General features: G+C 71.6%; 20 protein-coding genes and 1 pseudogene. 8 read left to right on the top strand and 13 right to left on the bottom strand.

From position 1 onward, the window contains the following. Positions 1-573: 573 nt before the first annotated feature. From ACFFR3_RS12480 to ACFFR3_RS12505, 6 genes and pseudogenes are all read right to left on the bottom strand, one after another. Positions 574-789: pseudogene (locus ACFFR3_RS12480) on the bottom strand (hypothetical protein); the annotation flags it as partial. Between the two features lie 405 nt (positions 790-1,194). Then, positions 1,195-2,091 carry a hypothetical protein gene (locus tag ACFFR3_RS12485; RefSeq protein ID WP_364366910.1) on the bottom strand — a complete coding sequence of 299 codons (897 nt, stop codon included), beginning with the start codon at positions 2,089-2,091 and terminating at the stop codon, positions 1,195-1,197. Positions 2,092-2,372: 281 nt separating this feature from the next. Then, positions 2,373-4,397, bottom strand: a complete 2,025-nt coding sequence (locus tag ACFFR3_RS12490) for a beta-galactosidase (protein WP_364366992.1) — start codon at positions 4,395-4,397, stop codon at positions 2,373-2,375. A 32-nt stretch (positions 4,398-4,429) separates the two neighbouring features. Further along, complete coding sequence (locus ACFFR3_RS12495) at positions 4,430-5,800, bottom strand: ABC transporter substrate-binding protein (protein WP_345402468.1); 1,371 nt, start codon at positions 5,798-5,800, stop codon at positions 4,430-4,432. A 76-nt stretch (positions 5,801-5,876) separates the two neighbouring features. Then, on the bottom strand, positions 5,877-6,770 hold the full coding sequence (locus tag ACFFR3_RS12500) for a carbohydrate ABC transporter permease (protein WP_345402465.1): 894 nt from the start codon (positions 6,768-6,770) through the stop codon (positions 5,877-5,879). Positions 6,771-6,773: 3 nt separating this feature from the next. Continuing rightward, positions 6,774-7,700 (bottom strand): carbohydrate ABC transporter permease, encoded by a 927-nt coding sequence (locus ACFFR3_RS12505; protein ID WP_345402462.1) that lies wholly within the window; start codon positions 7,698-7,700, stop codon positions 6,774-6,776. Positions 7,701-7,956: 256 nt separating this feature from the next. Here ACFFR3_RS12505 and ACFFR3_RS12510 point away from each other — a divergent pair, with 256 nt between their 5' ends. After that, positions 7,957-9,048 (top strand): LacI family DNA-binding transcriptional regulator, encoded by a 1,092-nt coding sequence (locus tag ACFFR3_RS12510; RefSeq protein ID WP_364366904.1) that lies wholly within the window; start codon positions 7,957-7,959, stop codon positions 9,046-9,048. A gap of 10 nt (positions 9,049-9,058) precedes the next feature. Further along, positions 9,059-9,679 (top strand): TetR/AcrR family transcriptional regulator, encoded by a 621-nt coding sequence (locus ACFFR3_RS12515; RefSeq protein WP_345402456.1) that lies wholly within the window; start codon positions 9,059-9,061, stop codon positions 9,677-9,679. A gap of 49 nt (positions 9,680-9,728) precedes the next feature. Here ACFFR3_RS12515 and ACFFR3_RS12520 read toward each other — a convergent pair whose 3' ends face one another. Both ACFFR3_RS12520 and ACFFR3_RS12525 read right to left on the bottom strand, forming a co-directional pair. Continuing rightward, a complete protein-coding gene (locus ACFFR3_RS12520) occupies positions 9,729-10,091 on the bottom strand; it encodes a peptidase inhibitor family I36 protein (protein WP_364366901.1) in 363 nt (120 codons plus the stop codon). 191 nt (positions 10,092-10,282) lie between these two features. Beyond that, positions 10,283-11,404 carry an FAD-dependent oxidoreductase gene (locus ACFFR3_RS12525; protein ID WP_345402450.1) on the bottom strand — a complete coding sequence of 374 codons (1,122 nt, stop codon included), beginning with the start codon at positions 11,402-11,404 and terminating at the stop codon, positions 10,283-10,285. 62 nt (positions 11,405-11,466) lie between these two features. On the opposite strand from ACFFR3_RS12525, the gene ACFFR3_RS12530 reads away from it, so the two are divergent. Together ACFFR3_RS12530 and ACFFR3_RS12535 are read left to right on the top strand one after the other, a co-directional pair. Further along, entirely contained in the window at positions 11,467-11,913 is a 447-nt protein-coding gene (locus ACFFR3_RS12530; RefSeq protein WP_345402447.1) for a MarR family transcriptional regulator, read from the top strand. A 242-nt stretch (positions 11,914-12,155) separates the two neighbouring features. After that, positions 12,156-13,544, top strand: coding sequence for an MFS transporter (locus ACFFR3_RS12535; protein ID WP_379483148.1), 1,389 nt, complete (start codon positions 12,156-12,158; stop codon positions 13,542-13,544). A 6-nt stretch (positions 13,545-13,550) separates the two neighbouring features. Here the strand turns inward: ACFFR3_RS12535 and ACFFR3_RS12540 are convergent, their stop codons facing one another. Genes ACFFR3_RS12540 through ACFFR3_RS12550 form a run of 3 tightly spaced genes read right to left on the bottom strand, consistent with a single transcriptional unit; the run spans position 13,551 to position 16,911 of the window. After that, positions 13,551-14,801 carry a wax ester/triacylglycerol synthase domain-containing protein gene (locus tag ACFFR3_RS12540; protein ID WP_379483149.1) on the bottom strand — a complete coding sequence of 417 codons (1,251 nt, stop codon included), beginning with the start codon at positions 14,799-14,801 and terminating at the stop codon, positions 13,551-13,553. Then, positions 14,798-15,769 carry an NAD-dependent epimerase/dehydratase family protein gene (locus ACFFR3_RS12545; protein WP_379483150.1) on the bottom strand — a complete coding sequence of 324 codons (972 nt, stop codon included), beginning with the start codon at positions 15,767-15,769 and terminating at the stop codon, positions 14,798-14,800. Before ACFFR3_RS12545 ends, ACFFR3_RS12540 begins: the two co-directional genes overlap by 4 nt. Next, a complete protein-coding gene (locus tag ACFFR3_RS12550) occupies positions 15,766-16,911 on the bottom strand; it encodes a GNAT family N-acetyltransferase (protein WP_379483151.1) in 1,146 nt (381 codons plus the stop codon). Before ACFFR3_RS12550 ends, ACFFR3_RS12545 begins: the two co-directional genes overlap by 4 nt. A gap of 79 nt (positions 16,912-16,990) precedes the next feature. Here ACFFR3_RS12550 and ACFFR3_RS12555 point away from each other — a divergent pair, with 79 nt between their 5' ends. Both ACFFR3_RS12555 and asnB read left to right on the top strand, forming a co-directional pair. Beyond that, positions 16,991-18,250 (top strand): cytochrome P450, encoded by a 1,260-nt coding sequence (locus ACFFR3_RS12555; protein WP_379483152.1) that lies wholly within the window; start codon positions 16,991-16,993, stop codon positions 18,248-18,250. Positions 18,251-18,286: 36 nt separating this feature from the next. Then, complete coding sequence (gene asnB, locus ACFFR3_RS12560; RefSeq protein WP_379483153.1) at positions 18,287-20,167, top strand: asparagine synthase (glutamine-hydrolyzing); 1,881 nt, start codon at positions 18,287-18,289, stop codon at positions 20,165-20,167. Here the strand turns inward: asnB and ACFFR3_RS12565 are convergent. Next, positions 20,143-20,811, bottom strand: a complete 669-nt coding sequence (locus ACFFR3_RS12565) for a cysteine hydrolase family protein (protein ID WP_345402415.1) — start codon at positions 20,809-20,811, stop codon at positions 20,143-20,145. The two genes, asnB and ACFFR3_RS12565, sit on opposite strands and share 25 nt — an antisense overlap. Positions 20,812-20,862: 51 nt before the next feature. Between ACFFR3_RS12565 and ACFFR3_RS12570 the strand changes: the two genes are divergently transcribed. Next, on the top strand, positions 20,863-21,384 hold the full coding sequence (locus ACFFR3_RS12570) for a PadR family transcriptional regulator (RefSeq protein WP_345402410.1): 522 nt from the start codon (positions 20,863-20,865) through the stop codon (positions 21,382-21,384). A gap of 81 nt (positions 21,385-21,465) precedes the next feature. Continuing rightward, positions 21,466-22,638 (top strand): FAD-dependent monooxygenase, encoded by a 1,173-nt coding sequence (locus ACFFR3_RS12575; RefSeq protein ID WP_345402407.1) that lies wholly within the window; start codon positions 21,466-21,468, stop codon positions 22,636-22,638. A 4-nt stretch (positions 22,639-22,642) separates the two neighbouring features. Here the strand turns inward: ACFFR3_RS12575 and ACFFR3_RS12580 are convergent, their stop codons facing one another. After that, a complete protein-coding gene (locus ACFFR3_RS12580) occupies positions 22,643-24,115 on the bottom strand; it encodes a helix-turn-helix domain-containing protein (RefSeq protein ID WP_379483154.1) in 1,473 nt (490 codons plus the stop codon). Between the last annotated feature and the right edge of the window lie 28 nt (positions 24,116-24,143).

Raw genomic sequence — 24,143 nt, forward strand, 5'->3', positions numbered from 1 at the left:
GCCGAATCCCTGCGCATGTTCATGGCGTACAACCGTGCTCACCCGGACCGTCCGTACTGATGCGGCAGACGAAGGACTGTATCAGTGCTGTACAGGCATGCCTTACACCGAGATCCCTACCGCTATGAATCAGGGACCCGCTTGCGATCTACTTTGGAACGGCATCGAAGATGTGCCGTGCTTGAATTGCCTTCGGCGGATGTGAATAAAAGGTCAGCAGGCATGCGGCTATCTACTGAGCGCCCACCGCCCGAGCGGCGAACGCACACCATGAGTATCGACGCGTACTCTACTGTTCTGCCCTCGATCAAGAGGTGCTGAGATCGGCGGATCAGAGCGAGGAGCTGCCAGTTGCGCAACGGTGACATCGGGAGATACGTGTACTGGTCGAATCGGCGCATCTTAGGAATCGCTGAGGACAATGGTATGAACTATAATTGCGCAGCCCAAGATGCCGGTACAGGCGAAGAAACCTCCTCTCTCCGACAGCGGGTGCCGCATGTTCGAATCCTGCCGGGGGCACTCACCCAGATCGGCATTCCAGGACTCCGAGCTCGGCGACGGCGGCCCCCCTCAAGCGCCCTGCCCCAACGCGCCGCGCGTTCCATGGGCCGAGAACGCATCGGCCCTGAGGGGAGAGCAGCACAGCCGGGTCAGGACTTTCCAGGTCTGCAAGGTGGCGACGGCGCGTTTCCCGCAGGCGCGGATGCGGGCGCGTGCCGGGTTGACCGGGCGTTGGTGACGCGAAAGTGATGACCGCAGCCGATGGCCCTTGGACGAGGTGCGGATCCGCCGCCGGCGCGTTGATGGCCGGCGCATCACAGCTGCCATGGTGGGTGGCGGTCGGTCGTCGCCGTCCGCCGGCGAAGTCATTGACGATTCCGGAGGTGACGCCTGCCGCGCGGTCTCTCCTCAGTTCGGTGGCGTGCGCGCTCATGCCGGGCTGCACCGCCAGCGAAATGACCTGCGGACCACCGGTACACCGCCCGTGGGCCGCGGCAGGTGGCCGCCCTCGGCCCGCCCGACAAGACGCCTAACGGCGCTGGCGGGGCCGTGGTCGAACGCGCCGTGGCCTGGCCGGTCGATGCCGCATGATGAGTGATCGCTCGATGGTCCGGGGCACCTGACCGGCCCCGTATGCCTGGCCGGACCCCCGTAGGTGCCCGGCCAGAACCTACCTCACCGGCGGCGCGCTCACCCCGGCGGTAGCTGTCCGTTCTTCGCCACGGGCACACCCAACTGCACGGCGCCGGTGAGGGTCGCGCGCTCCGGCGGCAGCGACCCCAGCACCGGGTTCAGGTGCCGCAGGCTCAGCGTTACCGGCGTGATGGCCGGAGCGATCGTGTCGAACTTCTCCAGGTCCACCCAGCGCACGACCTCAAGCACTTCCGGCGGAATGTTGTCTCCGCGCTTCAGCATCGGTACGCACAACTGGCGGGCGTCGGTCACCCGTACCGTCGCCGGGGGGATCTGGTCGGTCAGCACCGGGTTCAGCTGTCTGAGGTTGAGTGCCCGGTTCATCGGGGCGTTCGGGGTGATTCCGTAGCAGAGCAGGTCGATGTGCTGGACCAGTCGCAGGACCTCATCTGGCGGAACGACGCCGTTCTTCGCCACAGGGACGCACATCTGCTGTGCTCTGCTCAGCGCGACCTGCGTACGAGGCAGGTCCTGCAGCACCGGGTTGAGGTGGCTGAGCACCAGCCCTTTGCCGGTTGCCGGGGTGACGACCCGGTAGCAGGCCAGGTCGACGAATCTGATGAAGTCCAGCGCCCCGGACGGCGGGATGACGTTGTTCTTGGCGACCGGCACGCACAGCTGCTCGCGCGCGCCCAGGGTGACCTGCTCGATCGGCAGACCGTCGAGGACCGGGTTGAGGTGCCGCAGCGTCAGCTCGACGGCCGGCGGCTGGTACGAGTCGGTCTTGAAGCACTCGAGGTCGAGGTACGACACGAATTCCTTGGGCGTGGGCAGCGTCAGCGCGGCGGCCGACGGTACGGCGACAAATGCCAGGGTGACAATTGCCAGAGCCACGGATAACGCGCGCCGGATCGTCGGCCGGACACGCCGGAGCCCGCTGACGGGTCGGTTCACCGTTCCTCCATCGGTCGTAGTTGTTCCTGGTCACCCCTCACTTTCTGCGCACCATGCAACTTTGACAAGATAAATGACAGCTTTTCGCTATTTCTCGATCGACACAGGGCTATAAGTGCCGCCCATAACCGGTTCGAGAACCATCCGGGCTTTTTTCGCGCATTCCCACCCGACGATTCGGGCGGTAATCTATTCGCGCCGTTCCGCCGCCCCTCTCCACCGCTGGGCTCGATCGAGGACGGCGCCCGCTTGACTCTGGGAAGACCGTACGAAAGGTGACATCACCGGCGCAGCAGGATGCGGACCTGGCCCGGCGCCAGGGTCGCGTCGAGGGCCAGTGAAGGGCCGGTCAGGGGGTCGCCGGGCACTGCCGACACGTCCACCGGGCGGTCTCCTCGGTTGATGAGGAACCAGTAGGAGTGTGTTCCGTCGGTGCGGATGGCCAGTTCGATCTGGCCGGGCAGGCCGGCAGGCAGTTCTGAGGTGATGCCGGCGGTTTCCAGGAGGGTGGGGAGCAGGGCGGTGAGTCCGTCGGGGCCGAGGCGGGTCGAGACGTAGGTCGCCGTTCCCGGCCCCGTGCGGTGGCGGGTGATCGCGGGGCGGCCGGCGTGGTCGCCCGTCTTGTACGACGCCAGCACCGAAGCGCCCGCCAGGTCGATGCGGTCGGTCCACAACGTGCCGGTGACGCCGAGATCGAGGTCCACGGTGTCGCCGTCCAGCAGGGGGCCGAACTCCTGGATGCGGATGCCCAGGAGGTCCCGGAGCGCGCCGGGGTAGCCGCCGAGCCAGACGCGGTCGTCCTCGTTCACGATGCCGGAGAAGTACGTGGTGACGAGGTGCCCGCCGCCCGCCACGTACGACTCCAGCCGCCCGGCCAGCGCGGCGGGCACCAGGTGCAGGATGGGCGCCACCACCAGGTCGTAGCCGGAGAAGTCGGCGGCGACCGGCACCACGTCGGCCCGCACGCCCGCCCCCAGGAACGCCGAGTACCAGTCGAGCGCCTCCTGCCGGTAGCGCAGCAGCGAGGTGGGGTGGGAGTCGAGCTCGGACGCCCACCACGACTCCCAGTCGAACAGGATCGCGGCGCGGGCGGGCGAGCGGTGGCTGCCGGCGACGGGGGCGAGGGCGGCCAGCGTGGCGCCGAGGTCGGTCACCGACCTGAACACGTCGCTGTCCTCGCCCGCGTGCGGCACCATCGCCGAGTGGTACTTCTCGGCCCCGCCGGCCGACTGCCGCCACTGGAAGAAGCAGACGGCGTCGGCGCCGTAGGCGACGTGGGTGAGCGAGTCGCGGGCCATCCCGCCGGGCCGCTTGGCCAGGTTGACCGGCTGCCAGTTGACGGCGCTGGTGGAGTGCTCCATGAGGAACCAGGGCCGGCCGCCGGCCAGCGAGCCGGTGAGGTTGGCCGAGAACGACAGCTCGTCCTGGGCCCGCGGCCCGGTCAGCACGTAGTGGTCGTTGGAGACGAAGTCGACCTCGCCCGCCCAGTCGGCGTAGTTCATCCCCTTGGTCTCCCCCATCACCATGAAGTTGGTGGTGATCGGGACGCCGGGGCTCAGGCGGCGCAGCAGGTCGCGTTCGGCGCGCAGGTGGTCCTTGAGCGCGTCGGAGGAGAAGCGCTTGAAGTCGAGCTGCTGCGTCGGGTTCGGGTAGGACGCGGCCAGGCGCGGGGGCAGGATCTCCGCCCAGTCACCGTAGCGCTGGGACCAGAACGCGGTGGCCCAGGCGCGGTTCAGCTCGTCGAGGGTGCCGTAGCGGGCGCGCAGCCAGTCGCGGAAGGCGGTGGCGGCGTCCTCGGAGTAGTCGTAGACGTTGTGGCAGCCCAGCTCGTTCGACACGTGCCAGGCGGCCAGCGCCGGGTGCTCGGCGTAGCGGACGGCCAGGGCCTCGACGAGGCTCAGCGCGTACCGGCGGAAGATCGGCGAGGTGGGGCGCCAGTGCTGGCGGGCGCCCGGCCACACGGTGTGGCCCTGCTGGTCCACCGGGAGGATCTCCGGGTGCGCGGCCGTCAGCCACGGCGGCGGTGAGGCCGTCGCCGTGGCCAGGTCGGCCGCGATGCCGTTGGCGTGCAGGAGGTCCATCACCTCGTCGAGCCAGGTGAAGTCCCACGTGTCGGCGGCGGGCTGGAGGTGCGCCCAGGAGAAGATGGCCAGGGAGACGATGTTCACCCCGGCCGCCCGCATCGCGCGCATGTCGGCGTCCCACACCTCCCGGGGCCATTGCTCCGGGTTGTAGTCCGCGCCGAACCCCAGCCTGGCCCTGTCCGGCTCCGAGGGCCAGCGCACCCACCGGCGGCCGTGTTCCACCTGCAACGTCTGCTCCTGTCCTGCTGGTCGTGCTACTTGACGGTGAAGCCCTGCTCCTGGCCGTACTTGATGGAGGCGTCCTGCCACGCCTTCAGCCCGTCCTGGAGGGTGGTGGCGGAGGTGTACGCCTTGCCGACCGTGTCGTTGAAGATGCTGTTGGCGTAGACCTGGAACGGCAGGTACGACCAGCCCGGCGCGACCTGCCCGGCCGACTCGGCGAGCACCTGGTTGACCTTCTGGCCGCCGAAGTAGGGGAACTCCTTGTCCTTGAACGCTGGGTCCTGCAGCTGGGCGGTGGTGGCGGGGAAGGCGCCGCCGTCGATCCTGGTCCGCACGCCCTCGTCCACGGTGGCGTACTTGACGAAGGCGTAGGCGAGGGTCTTGTTCGCGCCGGCCTCGGGGACGGCGAGGGAGCTGCCGCCGTTCTCGGCGGTGGCCTTGCCGCCGGCCTCCCACTGCGGCATGGGCGCCACCCGCCACTTGCCGGACGCGGCCTTCACGCCCGACTCGAAGTTGGCCGGCATCCAGGCGCCGGTCACCAGCGTGGCGATGGTGCCGTCGGCCAGGCCCTTGTACCAGGCGTCGGTCCAGCCGGGGACGGAGGCGAGCAGCTTGCCGTCGATGAGCTTCTGCCAGGTCGCGGTGAACTTCTGGGTGCCGGGGTCGGCGAAGTCGACGGTGACGTCGGTGCCGTCCACCGTGTACGGCTTGCCGCCCGCCTGCCAGATCATGCTGGTGGTGAAGCCGGCGTCGCCGCTGTCGCTGCCGATGTACGCCTTCGGGTCGGCCTTGTGCAGCTTCTCGGCGGCGACGACGTACTCGTCCCAGGTGGTGGGGACCTCGATGTCGTGCTTGTCGAAGACGTCCTTGTTGTAGAACAGCGCCATCGGGCCCGAGTCCATGGGCAGCCCGTAGACGGCGGGGCCGCCGGCGTGCACGGAGTTCCACGGGCCCGGGGTGAAGGTGCTTTCCAGCGTCCCCGCGCCGTACGCGCTCAGGTCGCTCACCGCCTTCGACAGCGCGAACTGCGGCAGCGCGTAGTACTCGATCTGCGCCACGTCGGGCACGCCGGAGCCGGCCTTGATCGCGTTCTGCAGCGCGGTGTACTGGTCGTTGCCGGTGCCGGCGTTGACCAGGTCCACCTTGACCTTGGGGTACTTCTGCTGGAAGTCGGCGACGACCTGCTTGAGCGTCGGCTCCCACGCCCAGACGGTGAGGGTGCCGCCGGCGTCGAGCGCCTTCTGCAGGTCGGCGTCGGAGACGGCCTGCGACGCGGCGGCGGTGGCGGTGGCGCCGCCGCCACCGCTGTCGCCCGAGCCGCCGGACGAGCCGCACGCGGTGGCGGCGAGTGACACGGTCAGTGCCGCGCCCAGCAGGAGGGCGTGACGACGGTTGATCGTCATGGGCGGTGCCTTTCTGATGGTCTGTCCTGGTGTACGCGTGGTGTCGTGGCTTGTCGCTCGGCCCCCGATGCGCCGGTCAGCCCTTGACGCTCCCCGTGGCGAGGCCTGACTGCCAGTACCGCTGCAGCAGCAGGAACGCCGCCATCAGCGGGACGATGGTGAGCAGTGATCCGGTGATCACCAGGTTGAAGACGGCCTCGCCGCCCGCCGTGCCGGCCTGCTGGTTCCAGCTGTGCAGGCCGAGGGTGAGCGGATACCAGTCGGGGTCCTTGAGCATGATCAGCGGCAGGAAGAAGTTGTTCCAGGTCGCGACCACGTTGAAGAGCAGGACCGTGACGATGCCGGGGCCGAGCAGCGGCAGGCTGATCCGGAAGAACGTACGGAACTCGCCCGCGCCGTCCACCCGCGCCGACTCCAGGATCTCCTTCGGGACGGCGTCGGTGGCGTACGTCCAGATGAGGTAGAGGCCGAACGGCGAGATCAGCGACGGGATGATGATCGCCCACGGGGTGTTGGTGATCCCCAGGTCGGAGAAGAGCAGGAAGATCGGTACGGCCAGCGCCGTGCCCGGCACCGCCACCGCGCCGATCACGACCGCGAAGACGGCCTTCCTGCCGGGGAAGTCGAACTTGGCCAGGCCGTAGCCGGCGAGCGTGGCCAGCAGGGTCGCGCCGCCCGCCCCGGCGACCACGTACAGGAGCGTGTTGAGCAGCCAGCGCAGGTAGACGCCGTCGTCGTAGGTGAAGGTCCGCGCGATGTTGTCGAACAGGGCGAAGTCGCCGGAGAACCAGAGCCCGAAGGAGGACAGCAGGCGCTCCTGGGTCTTGGTGGCGTTGATCAGCAACCAGGCCAGCGGGAGCAGCGTGTAGACCAGCATGATCGTGGTCAGCGCGGTGAGCGTGCGGCTGCGGCGCCGCCGGTGCGGGCGCCGGTGGCGGATGACGAGCGGGCGGTGTGCGGTGACGGCCATGGCTCAGACCGCCTTCCGCATGCCGCGCAGCTGGACCACGTACGCGATGATCATCGTGATGACGCCCATGATGATGGCGACCGCCGCCGAGTAGTTGAACTGCTGGCCGGCGAAGGACAGCGAATAGGCGTACAGGTTGGGCGTGAAGTAGGTGGTGATCGAGTTCGGCGCCAGCGCCTTGAGGATGCTGGGCTCGTTGAACAGCTGGAAGCTGCCGATGATCGAGAAGATCGTGGCGATCACCAGCGCGCCGCGCAGGGCGGGCAGCTTGATCGACCAGATGATGCGGAACTGGTCGGCGCCGTCGATCTCGGCGGCCTCGTACAGCGAGGGGTTCACCACGCGCAGCGCCGAGTAGAGGATCAGCATGTTGTACCCGACGAACTCCCAGGTCACGATGTTGCCGATGGAGGCCAGGATGAGGCCGGGCGAGAGCGGGTCGGGCAGCGACAGGCCGAACGCCTCGTTGAGGTTGCCGATGAGGCCGAACCTGGTGCCGTACATGAAGCCCCACATCAGCGTCGCCACGACGGCGGGCACCGCGTACGGCAGGAACACCGAGATGCGGAAGAACGCCGCCCCGTAGAGCCGGCCGCTGTCGATCGCGAGGGCGACCAGCAGCGCGAGGAACAACATGATCGGCACCTGCACGACCAGGAACAGCGACACCCGGCCGAACGCCGACCAGAACTGCGGGTCCTGCAGCGCCTTGACGTAGTTGTCCAGGCCGACGAACGCGGTGCCGCCGATGAGCTGGGTGCGGTAGAGGCTGAGGTAGATCGAGTAGCCGATCGGCGCCAGGAAGACGAGCGCGAACACCGTCATGAACGGCGCCACGAACCGCCAGCCGAGCCAGGACCTGCGCCCGCTGCTCCCCCGGGCGTGCCGGGCCGCCGAGGGCGGGCGCCCGCGCGCGTCTTCGGTGACCACCGGTCACTCCTCTCAACCGACATGTTCACGTGAACATCGGCCACGGACAGAGGTCGCGGAGAGTGATGAGCTGGATCGCCATGGGCGATGTTTACGTTAACTTCTGCTGCGGTATCGTGGCACCCGTCCCACCTGCGGTCAAGAGGCGGTTGCGCATTGACACCGGCCGGGACCAGGCCGAAAGATTTCCCCGGCCCGTGACGGACGGCGACGAACGGGGCTACGGAAACAGGCGGCAGGCAGGAGCGGAACGGGCATGGATCTGGAGCGGCAGGCGCCGGACGGCGGCGCGCGGCCCACGGGGGGCGCGCAGCGCGGCGGATCCGGCGTGCCGGGCGGGCGCCGCAGGCAGCGGGTCTCCATGGCCGACGTCGCGAGGCTCGCCGGTGTCTCCTCCCAGACCGTCTCCCGGGTCGCCAACGGCCACCCCGGCGTCATCGGCTCCACCCGCGAGCAGGTGCTGGCCGCCATGCGCGAGCTGGGCTACCGGCCCAACAGCGCCGCCCGCGCCCTGCGCTACGGCCAGTTCAACACCATCGGCGTGATCCTGTTCAACCTGTCCACGATCGGCAACAGCCGTACGGTCGAGGCCATCGCCACCCACGCCGCCGCCGAGGGCTACGCCATCACGCTCATCCCCATCGACGTCCCGACCCAGGACAACGTGCTGGGCGCCTTCACCCGGATGGGCGAGCTGGCCGTGGACGCGGTCATCGTGATCATCGAGGTGCACCTGCTCGACGCCGGCACCGTGACGCTGCCGCCGGGCGTGCACGCGGTGGTCGTCGACTCCGACGCCGGCGACCGCTACAGCGTGGTGGACACCGACCAGGCGGAGGGCGCGCGCTCGGCCGTACGCCACCTGCTCGGCCTCGGCCACCGTACGGTGTGGCACGTCACCGGGCCGCAGACGTCGTTCGCCGCGCAGCGCCGCGCCCAGGCGTGGCGGCTGGCGCTGGAGGAGGCGGGCCGGCCGGTGCCGCCGCCGCTGCACGGCGACTGGTCGGCCGAGTCCGGGTACGCCGCCGGGCTCGAACTCGCCGGTGAGCCGGACTGCACGGCGGTGTTCGTCGCCAACGACCAGATGGCGCTGGGCGTGCTGCGGGCGCTGCACGAGCGGGGGCGGGCGGTCCCGGGCGACGTCAGCGTGGTCGGGTTCGACGACATTCCCGACTCGGCCTGCTTCGTCCCGCCGCTGACGACCGTGCACCAGGACTTCGCCGAGGTGGGGCGGCGGTGCGTGGAGCTGGTGCTGCGGCGGATCCGCGAGGGCGGCACCACTCCCTCGGGCACGGACCTGGTGCCGACCCGCCTGGTCGTCCGATCCAGCACGGCCCCGCCGCGCTAGACTCTGATCGATGCGATCACATCGGCGCACTCGTGGGCCTGGCGCCCACCACGAGCAGCGGCGGGCCGAGATCGCCGACGCCGTGCTCGCGATCGTCGCCGAACGCGGTCTCGGCGCGGTCTCGCTGACCGAGGTGGCCGCGCAGGCCGGCATCTCCCCTGGACGGGTGCAGCATTACTTTCCCGCCAAGCGGCAGCTCATCGAGGCGGCGTTCGAGCGGGGCAACGCGCTGTCGGCCGCCCGCATCAGGGACAAGGCCGGGGCCGACCTCGACGCCGCCGACCCCCGCCTCGTGCTGACGACCGTGCTGACCGAGCTGGTGCCGTACGACGCCGTCAGCGAGGCCCACATGCGGGTGCGGCAGTCGTTCCACGCCTTCGCCTTCGCCGAGGAGGCCATCGCGGCCCGGATGCGGGTCCTGTACGCCGAGTTCCACGGCCAGATGGCCGACCTGATCCGCAGGGACCAGCAGGGCGGGCGCATCGACGCCGGGCTCGATCCGCACGCGGCGGCGCTCTCCCTGGTGGCGCTGGCGGAGGGGCTGGCCGCGTACGTGCTGACCGGCGTCACCCCCGGCCAGGTCGCCCGCGACCGCGTCCTCGCGGCCGTCGCCGCCCTCTACACCGCCTGACCGCGCGCGCGGCCGGGTGCGGGTGCCCCGGCCGCCGGCGGATCGCCGGTCAGCAGTAACGGGCGGGCGCGATGCGGTCCATCACGCCGCCGAACCTGCCCCGGTAGTTGGAGCTGTAGTCGCCCCGCGACGCCAGGCGCTTGGCCCGCCAGGTCCACTCGGTGTCGGCCGTGTCGACGAAGCAGGCTCCGCTCGTGGCGACGAACGAGCCCACGTTGTCGGCGTGCGTGCCGCCGATGAACCTGTTGCCGTTGGCCTCCCACCAGGTGTAGACGGCACCCGTGTAGTTGGCGCCCGTCCACAGGCACACGTGGGCGTGGCAGGCGGGCGCGGCGGCCTGCGCGGTCGCGGCGGGCACCGCCAGGAGGCCGGCGGCGAGCGCGGGGGCGGCGATCATGCTGAGGACTCTCATGATGCTCCTTCTGTCGTACTTGCTGGAACATCACGGGACGCTATACGCAACGTCATCATTCGAACACGGTTAGTAAGGGGCTTCTCACTGTCCGGCCCCTATTTCGACACATCCGCCGCTCCTCTGTGCTCGTGGGGCGAGGTGCGCGCTCATGCCCGGGGGCGGCGGAAAGGAGACGAACCAACGGTGGGTCAGCCGGTTGCGGTGGTGAGGCGGTTGCTGAAGCGGGCCAGCATCCGGGTCTGCACCGTCTCCGGGATCAGGCGGGCGAGCATGGGCGGGGTGCGCCAGTTCGCCGGGTTGCGCCTGGCGAGCCGGGAGACCAGGGAGATGTGCGGGTAGCGGGCCCGCTCGTACGCGCGCAGCCGCGCCGCCGGGTCGCCCTCGCCGGCCAGCGCCCGCCCGAGCACCCAGGCGTCCTCCAAGGTCTGGTTGGCGCCCTGGCCGAGGGTGGGCGGCATGGTGTGGGCGGCGTCGCCGGCCAGCGTGATCCGTCCCGCGCCCCACACGGCGGGCACCTTGTTCCAGTGGTGGCCGAAGAACTCCAGGTCCTCCTCCTCGGCGGCGGCCAGCACGTCGGAGACCGGCGAGCGCCAGTGCCCGAACCTCCGGCGCAGCTCGGCCAGCGGTGCGGCGGGCCGCGGGTCGGCGGGCGACCAGCGCACGTCGAACCACCACTGCAGCAGCCCGTCCCCCGCCGGCATGAGGCCGCACGCGCCCTCCGGCCCGCTGATCATGAGGTGCCTGGTGGTGTCGGTGATCTCGATGTCGATGGGGCTCAGCCCCTGCCACGTCCCGAACGTGGCCGGCCGCACGGTCCCCTCGCCCCACAGGCGCCGGCGTACGACGGAGTGGTGCCCGTCGGCGCCGACGAGCACGTCACCGGTGGCGGTGGAGCCGTCGGCGAACGTGGCGGTGACGCCGTCCGCGTCCTGGCGCACGTCCCGGCAGGCCATGCCGTGGCGGACGACGCCGTCCGGCAGCCCGGCGGCCAGCCGATCGAGCAGGTGGCGGCGCGGCACGGCCCTGGTCGGGAAGCCGTAGCGGGCGGCGGCGTGGGCCAGGTCCATGGTGGTGCGCAGCCTGCCGGTCGAGGTGAGCGCGTCGATCCTGTCGATGCGGGCTCCGACGTCGGCCAGGGAGAGGCCGAGGTCGTCGAGTATGGCGTTGCCGTTGCTCCACACCAGCAGCGCCTTGCCGCCGGTACGGCGTTCCGGCGCCTGCTCGTACACGCGGACGCGGTGCCCTCCGGCCAGTAACACGTGGGCGATGGCGAGCCCGCCGACTCCCGCACCGATGACGAGGACGTCCATGATTTCTCCACTTCGATAAATCTTCACTTCGAAGATACATCGATGGGGAGTAGGGTGACGAAGTGGGTTCCGCGCAGCAGCCAGAAGACGTCTTCCGCGAGTTCGTGATCGCGATCCTGCTGCACAACGACGCGCTCGCCGACCAGCTCGGCCTGCGGCCCGCCGACGTGGCCGCGATCATGCTGCTGGAGACGCGCGGACCGCTGCCCGTGGGCACGATCGCCGAGGAGCTGGGGCTGCCGTCCGCGTCGACGACCCGGCTCATCGACCGGCTGGAGAAGGGCGGCTACGCGCGGCGCGTGCGCGGCGCGCGCGACCGCCGCATGGTGACCGTTGAGCTGGTGCCCGAGGGCCTCGAGGTGTACGAGGCCGCGTGCGCGTCCACCAGGAAACATCTCGAAGCGCTCGCGCTGCGTCATGGGGTCGAGCGGATGCCGATGATGCTGGAGGTGTTCGCGATGGTCGGCTCCGCGTACCGGACGGCTCTTCGCGACCTGCGCGCCGGCTGACGTCCCGCGCCTTCCTGCGGGAGCGCGATGCCGAGGGGCACGGCCGTCGCCCGCAACGCTCAGCCGTTCGGCTGACCAGCACCAAGCCGTAGGGGTGGGCGGACATTTCCGTCATGAGAGGCATGGTTAGAGTTGTGCCCCCGGGGCGGCGCTCGGGCCCCGCCGCGGCGTACCACGGGGAGGACTTGGCGGAGGTGTCTCGGGACGACCAGGCGGCGGCAGAGGGAAGGGCTCCCCTGCGAGTGGCCCTGATCGTGGCCATGGCGTGGTTCATGCAGAACCTCGACACCACGATCATCAACACCTCGCTCCCCCAGATGGCCGAGACGTTCGGCGTGGACGCGGTCAGCGTCAACATCGGCATCACCGCCTACGTCGTCGCCGGCGCCGCCTTCATCCCGCTGGGCGGCTGGCTGTCGGACCGGTACGGCGCCAAGCGGATTTTCGCGATCGCGATCGTGGTGTTCGGCCTGGCCTCGATCGCCTGCGCGGCCTGCACGGCTTTATGGCAGTTCGTCCTCGCCCGCGTCGTCCAGGGGGCCGGTGGCGCGCTGATGGTGCCGGTCGGCCGCATCATCGTGCTCAAGAACGCCGGCAAGCAGGACCTGATGCGCGCCACCGCGCTGATCACCTGGCCGGCGCTGCTCGCACCCGTCATCGCCCCGGTGCTCGGCGGCGCCCTGACCACCTGGTACGGCTGGGAGTGGATCTTCCTGCTGAACGCGCCGCTCGCTCTGACCGGCACCGTCCTCGTGCTGGCGTACGTGCCGAGCGTGCGCGACAGCGAGCCCAAGCCCCTCGACCGCGTCGGCACCGTCCTCATCGTCACGTCGCTGAGCCTGACCATCTACGGCCTGTCCGAGCTGGCGCAGCCGTCCCTGATCGGGCTGGACCTCGCCCTGCCGGCCGTCGGGCTGCTGGTGGGCGTGGGGGCCGTGCGGTGGTTCCGGCGGGCCGCGTACCCCCTGGTCGGGCTGGGGCCGCTGCGGGTGCCCACGTTCGCGGCGGCGAGCCTGCACGCGGGCAACCTGATCCGGCTGGCGATCAGCGCCACCCCGTTCCTGCTGCCGCTCATGCTCCAGGAGGCGTGGGGGCTGACGCCGCTGGAGGCAGGGCAGCTCGTGCTCGTGTACTTCCTCGGCAACCTCGTCATCAAGGTGATCACGACGCCGCTGATGCGGTGGCTCGGCTTCCGTACGGTGCTGGTGTGCAACGGGATCGGGGTGGGGCTGTCGATCGCGGCGTTCGGGCTGCTGGACGCGCGCACCGGGTTCGTCGTGGGGGCCGCGGTCGCGTTCGTGGCGGGGGCCACCCGGTCGATCGAGTTCACCGGGATCAACACGCTGTCGTTCGCCGACATCGGCTCCGCCGACCGGGCCTCGGCCTCGACGCTGTTCAGCATGACGCAGCAGATCTCCGTGGCGCTCGGGGTGGCGGTCGCGGCGATCGCCCTCCAGGTCGCCCACGGTCCCGCCGCCACGCCCCTCACGCAGAGCGACTTCTCCCTGGCCTTCTACGTCAGCGGCGCGATCGCGCTGGCCGGCGCCCTGCTGATGCTGCTCCTGCGCCCCGACGCCGGCCACGAGGTGACCGGCCACCGCCCCAGGCGCGACGCCCGCACCAACGCCTGACCGCGGTCACCGGTGGCCTTTCCCGACGTCGGCGTGCAGTTCGGCCAAGGCGTGGGCGACCAGGGCGAGCACCTCGTGGGGGCCGTCGACGGAGGCGTCGAACACGCCGCACACCGACGCGGCGCCCCTGCCGTACAGGAGGGTGATCATGGCGGAGACGCCCGGGGCCAGTGGCGGGCACAGGAACAGCTCGCGGGCGGCGGGGAACTCGCCGGTGATGCGGATGGTGCCGACGTCGAGCCGGCACGGCGCGCCGCGCGCCACCAGCGGCATGGCGGCGCCGAACGCCGTCCTGGACACGGCGGCGGGCAGCCGGTAGAGGGCGCGGATGCGGCGGCGCTGCCGGCTGATGAGGGCGAGCGTGGTCTGATCGGCGATCGCGCGCAGCCGTGCGTACGGTGCCGGCTCGCCGCACGGCAGCGTGACCGGGAAGACGCCGACGTGGTTGCCCAGCGCCGCGTGGTTGCGCGGTCCCCGGACGCTCACCGGCAGGTTCACCGTGATCCCCGGACGCGAGCGCCACACCTGCGGGCGCCACGACCGCAGGGCGCCGGCGAGCAGCGCCAGCATGACCTGGGTGACGGTGGCGCCGGTGCGCTGGACGACCGCGCGCAGCGCCCCGGCGTCCAGCGGCACGGCCAGCAGGCGCGGGCCCTGGCCGCCGGGCGGCTTCGACGGGTGCCAGCGTGGCAGCGGTGCGGCCAGTCTGGCGAGGTCGGCGAGCGTCCCGCGGATCGCGGGCGCGTCCCTGGCGGGCGGCTCGGGCGCCGGATGCGGCAGGCGCTCGTCGCCGGTCAGCGCCCTGATGCCGCTGAGCAGGCCCAGGGCGTCCTGGAACGCGTGGTGCACGCGGTGCACCAGGACGTGCTCGCCCGGCGTGTGGCCGTGCAGCACCAGCAGATCCCACAGCGGGCGGTCGCGGGGCAGCGGGCGGTCGGCGATGAGGTCGAGGGCCGCCTGGGCGACGTCCTGCCCCGGTCTCAGGTGGTGGTGGGTGACGTGGCGGGCCGGGTCGAAGCCCGGATCGGGCGCCCATGCGGCGTGCCGTCCCGCGCCGGTCAGGCGGTACCGCAGGACGGGCGCCCGTCCTGCCGTGGCGGCGATCCGTTCGTGCAGGTCCGGCGGCGCGGGCGGGCCGCCGGGCAGGTGGGCGGCGACGGCCATGTGCATGCGAGAGTCGGCCGCCGCCGCCCGCGCCAGGCTCAGCACGTAGTGGTCGCCCAGGGTCAGCGGCACGGCACGAGGAGGAGAGGTCACGGCAGGTCGGATCCTTCAGGGGCGAGTGCTGCTCTCAGGCCGTCCGCGAAGGTGAGGGACGGGGTGAAGCCAAGGTCGCGGGCGGCGGCGTCGTAGGTGCAGGTCCAGTCGGGGTGGCGCATCTCGCGTACCTTGTCGCGGTTGAGGGCGGGCACCGTGTGGCGGGTGCGGCCCAGCAGCTCGGCCAGCGTGGCGATGGCGGTCATGACGGGGAGGGGGATCGGCAGGACCGTAGGGGTGCGGCGGCCGAGGGCGGTGGCGACGGCGGCGCAGATGCCGGGCCAGTGGTGGACGATGCCGTCGCTGAGCGGGTAGACGCCGGTCAACGGGTCGTCGTGGCGTACGGTGGCGCCGCGTTCTGTGGCGGCGAGGAGCGCGGCGCACAGGTCGGTCACGTGGATCATGCTGTAGCGGCCCGCGGCACGGCCCGGCCGGGGCACCAGACCGAGCCGGACCAGCGGGAGCAGGGCGGGCAGCAGCGCGGGCTCGCCGGGGCCGTGCACGATGCCGGGGCGCAGGATGACCGACGGCACGCGGTGGGCGTGCGCGCGGATCGCGTCCTCGGCGGCGCGCTTGCTCGCACCGTACGCCGACACCGGCCCCCTGCCTCCTGGACCGGCGGCGGCCAGCGACGAGCAGTGCACCAGCCGGGGCGGTACGCGCCGCGCCGCCAGCGCCTCGACGAGCCGGGCGGTGCCGTCGCGGTTGACCGCCCACAGCTCGGCCGCGCTCCTGGCCTTGACGGCGGCGGCCAGATGGACGACCACGGCGGCGTCGCGTACCGCCTCCTTCACGCCCCGTCCGGTGACCAGGTCGCCTTCCACCACGTGCACGCCCTGAGCGCGCAGCGCGACGACCCTCGCAGACGGCCGGGCCAGCGCGGTGACCGCGTGCCCCCGGGCGAGCGCCGCCCTGACCAGGTGACCGCCCACGAAACCGGTGGCGCCGGTGACGAGTACGCGCGTCACAGGTCGCGCCGGTAGATGCGGTACGTCTTCGTGCGCACGCAGCCGTCGGCCGCCAGGTAGCGGTTGACGGCGTCGTTGTCCTCCAGCGTCCAGCTCAGCTCGCAGTCGACCGGCCCGCGGGCGCGGATCGCGTCGTACGCGGCGGCGTACAGGACGGCTTCGACGCCCTGGCCGCGCAGGCGTTCCACGACGCCGAACAGCACCGCGCGGGTGCGGCGGACGTGGCGGGCGGCGCGCGCCAGCCGGAGCAGGCCGATCGGCAGGCCCCACGTGGTGAGGCGGCCGCGGGCGGCGGGCAGGGCCTCGTTGAGGTCGGGCAGCACCAGGGCGACGCCCACCGGCTCGCCGCCGGCTTCGGCGAGCTGGATGAGGCGGGGGTCGATGACGGAGCGCAGGCGCCGCGCGGTGGCGGCGAACTCGGCGTCGGTCATCGGGGTGAAGCCCCAGTTGTGGCGCCAGACGTCGTTGTAGATGTGTTTGACCCGGTCGATGTCGGCGGTGAAGCGGCGGCCGTCGAGCGGGCGTACGGTCAGCCCGTGCCGCCGCCGCGCGCGCTCGGCGACGCGGGCGAGCCGCTCGCCGAGGGGATGGGGGCCGCGCCGCCACGCCCACAGGTCCTTGGCCTTGCGCAGCCCGCACCCTTCGAGCAGGTCGCGGTAGTAGGGCGGGTTGTACGGCATCATCACGGCCGGCCGCTCGCCGAAGCCGTCGACGAGCAGCCCGCACTCGTCGTTCATGGTGAAGTTGACCGGCCCGGCGAGGCTCGTCAGCCCCCGCTCGCGCGCCCACCGGGCGGCGGCGCCGAGCAGCGCTGCGGCGACGGCGGGATCGTCGGCGCAGGCGAACTGCCCGAAGAAGCCGTCGCGGCCGCCGTGGGCGGCGTTGTGCCGCGGGTTGTGCACGGCGGCGACGCGGCCGGCCACCCGCCCGCCGGCGGTGACGGTGAACAGCTCGGCGTCGCCGTAGGCGAAGAACGGGTTGCGGCGCCGGTCGAGCAGCCACCGGCACTCGCCGCGCAGCGGCGGCACGAAGTGCGGGTCGTCGCCGTGCAGCAGGTAGGGCAGCTCGACGAACGCCCGCAGCCCGCGCCGGTCGCGTACCGGCCGGGCGGTCGCGCCGGCCACGGGAGTATCCGGAATCACACTGCGCGATTGTCGCATGACGGTAAGTTACTCTCTCGTGACGGCCTGCCGCAGGAGCCCCCGGTTCTGGGAAACCTTCTTGGGCAGCGGCGTGCTGCCTGCCGCGCTGCTGACCGGCGACGGCGTGGTCGAGCGCAGGCTGCGCCGTACGGGCGGCATGTCCGGCCTGTGGTTCCCCGGCATCGGCAGGGCGGTGCTGGTGTCGGATCCCGCGCTGGTCAGGGCGGTGATGCGGGCGCCCGCCGGCGTGGTGGCGGCGGGCCCGGCCAACCGGGTGCAGGAGCCGGTCATCGGGCCGAGCGGGCTGGCCAGGCTGGAGGGGGCCGAGCATCGCGAGATCCGTACGCTCATGGCGCCGTCGGTCCGCGACCGGGTGCCCGAGCGGCTGCGCGCGGCCACGGAGCGGCTCGCGCTGCGGGCGGCGGCCCGGTGTCCTTCCGGCGTGCCGTTCCCGCTGCGGCCCCTGCTGCACGGGGCGCTGATGGAGGCGGTCCTGGAGCTCACCATGGGTCTCAGCCCGGAGCGGCAGCGGGCCTGGCGGGTGCCGCTGCGCGAGCTGTTCAGGCGGGCCGACTCCTACGAGATCACCGTCCGCTACGCGTTGCGGCACGTGGGGGCGCTGGACTGGTGGCCGTCCTACCACCGGGCGAAGGACGCCTGCGACCGGCTGATCCACGCCGAGATCGACCGGCGTCGGGACGGCGACGAGGGCGACGACCTGCTCGGCGCGCTGCTGCGGGCGCGCGACGACGACGACCTGCCGCTGCCCCGTTCGGTGGTGCGTGACCAGGTGATGAGCATGATCGCGGGGGCGCGGACGACCACGGCCAACGGTCTGGCGTGGGTGTTCGAGCGGGTGGTGCGCCATCCCGAGGTGCTACGGCGGGTGACCGGCGAGAGCGAACTGGGCGAGGGTGACGCGTACGCGAGCGCGGTGACGTACGAGGCGCTGCGGGTGCGCCCGCCGGTGGCGTTCTTCGGCCGGGTGGTCAGGCGGCCGTTCGAGCTGGGCGGCCGGCTGCTGTCGCCGGGCACCACGATCATCGTGCACCTGCGGACGCTGCACCACGACCCGGCCCTCTATCCCGGCGCGGCCACGTTCCGCCCCGAACGCTGGCTCGACGGCCGGCCCGCCGGTTATGGGTGGATGCCGTTCGGCGGCGGCGCGCACACCTGCCTGGGTGATCGGCTGGCGATGGTGCAGATGCGCACGTTCCTGCAGGTCTTCACCCGCGAGCTGGCGCTGTCGCCGGCCTGGCCAGGCGACGAGCCGGTCAGGTGGAAGGCGGTCTCGAACTCGCCCGGTGCGGGCTGCCGGGTGATCGCCCGCCCGCGTTGACCAGGTTTGTACGGGTTTTGCCCAACGCTCTACCCGATGGCGGGCACAACCCGGATCCTGGGACGACGGGAGATCGACGTGTGTGGCATAGCCGGCTGGGTGGACTTCGAGCGTGACCTGCGACAGGAGCGGCGGATCGCGCAGGAGATGACCGGCACGATGGCCTGCCGGGGGCCCGACGACGAAGGGCTGTGGCTGGCTCCGCACGCCGCCATCGGGCACCGCAGGCTCGCCATCATCGACCTGGCCGGCGGACGGCAGCCGATGACAGCCGGGCAGGAGGGCCGGGAGGCGGCGGTCCTGACGTACAGCGGGGAGATCTACAACTTCGAGGAGCTGCGCACCGAGCTGGAGGGCCACGGGCACGTCTTCCGCACCCGCAGCGACACCGAGGTCCTGCTGCGCTCCTACCTGCAGTGGGGCGAGGACCTGGCCGAGCACCTCAACGGCATGTTCGCCTTCGCCGTCTGGGACCCGCGCGCCGAACGGCTGCTCATGGTGCGCGACCGCATGGGCATCAAGCCGCTCTACTACTACCCGACCGCGCACGGCGTGCTGTTCGGCTCGGAGCCGAAGGCGATCCTGGCCAACCCGCTGGCCCGGCGCGTGCTGGAGATGGACGGGCTGCGCGAGCTGCTGGCGTTCGTGAAGACGCCCGAGCACGGCATCCTGTCCGGCCTGTACGAGGTGCGCCCCGGCCAGGTCGTCCGCGTCTCCAGGGACGGCATCGTCAAGCGCCGCTACTGGCGGCTCTCCTCCCGCGAGCACCCCGACGACGTGAGCTCGACCGTCAAGACCGTGCGCGAGCTGCTCGACGACATCGTCACCCGGCAGCTCATCAGCGACGTGCCGTTGTGCACGCTGCTGTCCGGCGGCCTCGACTCCAGCATGGTCACCGCGCTGGCCGCCAAGCTGCTGCGCGAGCAGGGTCTCGGCACCGTGCGCTCGTTCTCGGTGGACTTCACCGGCTACAGCGAGAACTTCAAGCCCGATCTGACCCGCTCTACCCCCGACACGCCGTACGTGCACGAGCTGGCCCGTTACGCCGGCGCGGACCACAGCGACATCGTGCTCGACTCGGCCGCGCTGATGGACCCGGCCGTGCGCTCGGCGGTGCTGCGGGCGCGCGACCTGCCGATGGGCATCGGCGACATGGACACGTCGCTGTACCTGCTGTTCAAGGCCATCAGGGGGCACTCGACGGTGGCCCTGTCAGGCGAGTCGGCCGATGAGGTGTTCGGCGGCTACCGGTGGTTCCACGACCCGGAGTCGGTGGCGGCCGAGACGTTCCCGTGGCTGGCCAGCCCGGCCACCGCCGCGCACGCCGGGGCCGAGCGGCTGTTCCACGACGACCTGCTGCGCCTGCTCGACCTGCCCGCCTACCGCGCCGAACGCTACCGCCAGGCGCTGGAAGAGGTGCCGCGGCTGCCGGGCGAGAGCGGGCACGAGCGGCGCATGCGCGAGATCAGCTACCTGCATCTGACCCGGTTCGTGCAGATCCTGCTCGACAGGAAGGACCGGATGAGCATGGCCGTGGGGCTGGAGGTGCGCGTGCCGTTCTGCGACCACCGCCTGGTCGAGTACGTCTTCAACGCGCCGTGGGCGATCAAGACGTTCGACGGGCGGGAGAAGAGCCTGCTGCGCGCGGCCTCGACCGACCTGCTGCCGGACAGCATCCTGCAGCGGGTCAAGAGCCCGTACCCGGCCACCCAGGACCCGTCGTACGACGAGGCGCTGCGCGAACGGGCCCGCGAGCTGCTGGAGCTGCGGGACTCGCCGGCGGGGCGGCTGGTCGACTGGGCCAAGGCCCGCGCGACCGTCGACGAACCGGCCTCGCCGGGAAGCCGGGCGGCACTGGAGCGGTTCGTCCAGCTGCACCACTGGCTGGAGCGCTACCGGGTCGAGCCGGCGCTCTGAGCGGGCAGGAGGCCCAGGATCTCCTCGGCCGTCAGCACCATCGCGAAGCCCTTGCGCAGTACGGCGAGCTCGGGCTCCTGGCGCGACTCGTCGTCGGTGGCGGTCACGTCGGCGCCGAAGACGACCTGATAGCCCCGCTCGTACGCCTGCCTGGCGGTGGTGCCGCAGCAGTAGTTGGTCAGCGTTCCGGTCACGATGACGGTGTCGCGGCCGAGGTTGCGCAGGATGGTGTCGAGCGGCGTCTCGTGGAAGGCGCCGTAGGAGGGCTTGCGGAGCAGCACCTCGTCCTCGCGGTAGCCCATCTCCGCCCACACCTCGGCCGGTCCTGGCCGCCGCCAGTCCGTCTCGGCGTGCGGCAGGTGACGCAGGGCGCGCGGCCGGTCGAGCCCGAGGTGGGTGTCGTCGAAGATGGTCCAGATCACCGGTACGCCGGCGGCCCGGCAGCGCTCGGCCAGATGCCGCAGCCGCGGGGCCATCCGGGTGGCGGCGGGCACCCAGAAAGGGCTCCACCCGGGCCGGACGAACTCGTCCTGCATGTCGATGACCAGCAGCGCCGACCGCTCGGGGCGCACCTCGAAGCTCGCCCGCCCCCGCTCGTACGCCTCGCGGGCCCGCGCCCCGACCCACTCCTCGGTGTACATCATGTGCCATACCTCGATTCGATATACCTCGTTTCGATGTGGCAGGATAACAGCATGCTGGAGCTGGCGATCCTGGGGTTCCTGGCCGAAGGGCCGCTGCACGGCTACGAGCTGCGCCGCAAGGTCGCCACTCTGTCCGGCCACGCCCGGCCGGTCAGCGACGGCAGCCTCTATCCGGCGATCAACCGCCTGGTCGAGGCGGGGCTGCTCGACCGCCGCGCGGAGCCGGGCGCGGTGGCGGCCCGGCGCCAGACGCTCACGCTCACCGCGCAGGGCCGTGCCGACCTGCTGCGGCGCCTGCGCGAGCCGGCCGAGCACGACATCACCGACGGCTCCCGCTTCTTCACGATCCTGGCGTTCCTGTCCCTGCTGCCCGATCCCGCCGAGCGGGATGCCGTGCTCCGCCGCCGGCTGGCCTTCCTGGAGCAGCCGGCGAGCTTCTTCCACGACGGTGACCGCCCGCTGCGCGCCGCCGACGTGGCCGACCCCTACCGGCGCGGCATGCTCGTCGTCGCCGCCGCGACCAGCCGCGCCGAGCGGGCCTGGCTGCACGAGGTGCTCGACAAGCCATCGTGAACCCGCCTCCCCGGCTCGGACGCACCCCTCTGATACTCTCTGCAACGACTTGATGACATTGCGCAACATCGGGGGTTTCGGGTGAAGGTCGCGTGCGTCGGTGGTGGTCCCGCCGGTCTCTACTTCGCGCTGCTGCTGAAGCGCACCGACCCGGCGCACGAGGTCACCGTCTACGAGCGCTATCCGGAGGGCTCGACGTACGGGTGGGGCGTGACGTACTGGGACGAGCTGTACGCCAAGCTGCGCGCCATCGACCCCGAGTCCGCGCGGGCCATCCGTGACGGCTCGGTGCGCTGGAAGTCGTGGGTGGCGCGGGTCGGCGAGCATCCGCCCGCCCGCGTCGGCCACTGGGACGGCGGCTTCGGCATCGGCCGCAACCTGCTGCTCGGCATCCTCGCCGACCGGGCCCGCTCGCTCGGCGTGCACATCGAGTACGGGCGGGAGATCACCGGCGAGGAGGAGCTGTCGGACGCCGACCTGATCGTGGCCTGCGACGGCGTCCACAGCGCGCTGCGCGAGCGGCACTCCGGGCATTTCGGCACCGCCGTCGCGCTCGGCCGCAACGCCTACCTGTGGCTGGCCACGACCAAGGTGTTCGGGCCGTTCACGTTCTCCTTCGCCGAAACCCCGCACGGCTGGATCTGGTGTTACGGCTACGGCTACGACGCCGGCCACAGCACCTGCGTCATCGAGTGCTCGCCCGAGACGTGGGAGGGGCTCGGCCTCGACCGGGCCACCGACGCCGAGGGCCTGGCGCTGCTGGAGAAGCTGTTCGCCGACATCCTCGACGGCCATCCGCTGATCGGCCGCGACGACGCCGGTGAGCGGGCCCGCTGGCTGAACTTCCGTACGGTGACCAACGAGCGCTGGCACCACGGCAACCTCGTGCTCATGGGCGACGCCGCGCACACCACCCACTACTCCATCGGCGCGGGCACCGCGCTCGCCCTCGGCGACGCCGCCCACCTGGTGCACTCGCTCACCACCGAGAAGGACCTCGCCGCGGCGCTGGCCGGCTACGAGCGGGGCCGGCAGGCGACGATCCGGCGCGCCCAGAAGGCGGCGCGCTACAGCGCCCGCTGGTACGAGAACCTGCCGCGCTACGCGAAGCTGCCGCCCGAGCAGCTGCTCACCCTGCTCGGCCGGCGGCACTCGACCGTGCTCCCGCACGTGCCGCCGGGCCTGTACTACCGCTGCGACCAGGTGCTCGACCGGGCGGCGACGTGGTGGTCGCGGATCAGGGGCCGGGCCTGAAGCCTCAGCCGCCCGCCGCGTGCCGCTCCAGGAACGTGTAGACGTCGGCCTCGTCCACGCCGGGGAACGACCCGGGCGGCAGCGCGGCCAGCACGTGGCTGTTGGCGCGGGCCGACGGCCAGGCGTAGCCCTCCCAGCGCTCGGCCAGCTCGGCCGGCGGGCGGCGGCAGCAGTCGCCGTTGGGGCAGTTGGAGCGGGTGCGGCTGGTCGTCTCGCGCCCGCGGAACCAGCGCGACTCCTTGTACGGCACCCCGAGCGTGATCGCGAAGTCCCGCTCGCGCGACGGATCGACGTGCGCCACGCAGAAGTAGGTGCCGGTGGGCGAGTCGGAGTATTGGTAGTAGACGGAGAACCGGTCGGGCGAGGCGAACACCTGCCGCCCCGACCACTGCAGGCACATCCGCTGCCCCTCGATGGCGCCCTGCTCGTCGGCGGGGAAGACGATGCCGTCGTTCTCGTACGCCTTGTAGATGGTGCCGCCCGCGTCGTTGCGCACGAAGTGGCAGACCAGGCCGAGGTGGTGGGTGGCGAGGTTGGTGAAGCGGTGGGCGGCCATCTCGTACGACACGGCGAAGACGTCGCGCAGGTCCTCCACCGACAGCGCCCGGTCGGACTTGGCCTCCTGGAGGTAGAGCGCGGCGGCCTTCTCGGGCACCAGGACGGCGGCGGCGAAGTAGTTGGCCTCGGTGCGCTGGCGCAGGAAGTCGGCGAAGTCGCGCGGCTTGTCGTGGCCGAGCGCGAGGTGGCCGAGCGTCTGGAGCAGGATCGTGCGCGGGGTGTGCATGCCGAGCTGCTCGTGCTTGACGTAGATGCGGCGGTGGCGCAGGTCGGTGATGGAACGCACCGATCGCGGCAGGTCCTGGGCGGTGTGCACGGTGTAGCCGAAGTGCGTGACCACACTCTGGATCATGCTCTGTGACAGCGCGCCCGTACGGTAGCCGACCGCGTCGAGCGCCTCGGCTGCGGCCTTCTCGATCTCGGGGAAGTAGTTGCCCACCTCGCGCTGGCGGCGGCGCAGCTCGGCGTTGGCGACCCTGGCCTCCTCGGGCGTGGCGGTGCCTCTGGCCTGGCGGGCGCGTAGCTCGCCGTACAGGCCGAGTATGTGTTCGAGCACGTCGTTGGGCACGCGGGCGGAGACCTTGAGCCGGGGCAGGCCGAGGCCGGCGTAGACGGGGTCGCGCTGGGCCTCCTCCAGCGCGATCTCCAGCTGGGCGCGGCGGTTGGGCGGCTGGCGGCGCAGCAGCTCTTCGACGGGCACGCCGAGCGCGGTCGCGAGCGACTTGAGCAGGGAGAGCTTGGGCTCGCGCTTGCCGTTCTCGAGCAGGGAGAGCTGGCTCGGCGCCCGGCCGACGCGCGAGCCGAGGTCGGACAGCGTGAGCCCGCGCTGTTTCCGCAGGTGGCGCAGGCGCTGGCCGAACGCGATCAGATCGAGCTCCTGCGTCAAAGACAGCGGTTCTTCGCTCAGCACGGACGCCATACTGGGATCTTAGACAGAATTTCCAGCC

This window comes from Nonomuraea salmonea (assembly GCF_042428605.1).
GTDB classification, from domain to species: Bacteria; Actinomycetota; Actinomycetes; order Streptosporangiales; family Streptosporangiaceae; genus Nonomuraea; species Nonomuraea salmonea.

What these genes read in the sequence shown, in the direction of transcription:
- ACFFR3_RS12495 (WP_345402468.1), bottom strand. Translation starts at nt 5,800, where the DNA reads ATGACGATCAACCGTCGTCACGCCCTCCTGCTGGGCGCGGCACTGACC.
- ACFFR3_RS12525 (WP_345402450.1), bottom strand. Translation starts at nt 11,404, where the DNA reads ATGGACGTCCTCGTCATCGGTGCGGGAGTCGGCGGGCTCGCCATCGCC.
- ACFFR3_RS12510 (WP_364366904.1), top strand. Translation starts at nt 7,957, where the DNA reads ATGGATCTGGAGCGGCAGGCGCCGGACGGCGGCGCGCGGCCCACGGGG.
- ACFFR3_RS12520 (WP_364366901.1), bottom strand. Translation starts at nt 10,091, where the DNA reads ATGAGAGTCCTCAGCATGATCGCCGCCCCCGCGCTCGCCGCCGGCCTC.
- ACFFR3_RS12580 (WP_379483154.1), bottom strand. Translation starts at nt 24,115, where the DNA reads ATGGCGTCCGTGCTGAGCGAAGAACCGCTGTCTTTGACGCAGGAGCTC.
- asnB (WP_379483153.1), top strand. Translation starts at nt 18,287, where the DNA reads ATGGCGGGCACAACCCGGATCCTGGGACGACGGGAGATCGACGTGTGT.
- ACFFR3_RS12500 (WP_345402465.1), bottom strand. Translation starts at nt 6,770, where the DNA reads ATGGCCGTCACCGCACACCGCCCGCTCGTCATCCGCCACCGGCGCCCG.
- ACFFR3_RS12565 (WP_345402415.1), bottom strand. Translation starts at nt 20,811, where the DNA reads ATGATGTACACCGAGGAGTGGGTCGGGGCGCGGGCCCGCGAGGCGTAC.
- ACFFR3_RS12515 (WP_345402456.1), top strand. Translation starts at nt 9,059, where the DNA reads ATGCGATCACATCGGCGCACTCGTGGGCCTGGCGCCCACCACGAGCAG.
- ACFFR3_RS12570 (WP_345402410.1), top strand. Translation starts at nt 20,863, where the DNA reads ATGCTGGAGCTGGCGATCCTGGGGTTCCTGGCCGAAGGGCCGCTGCAC.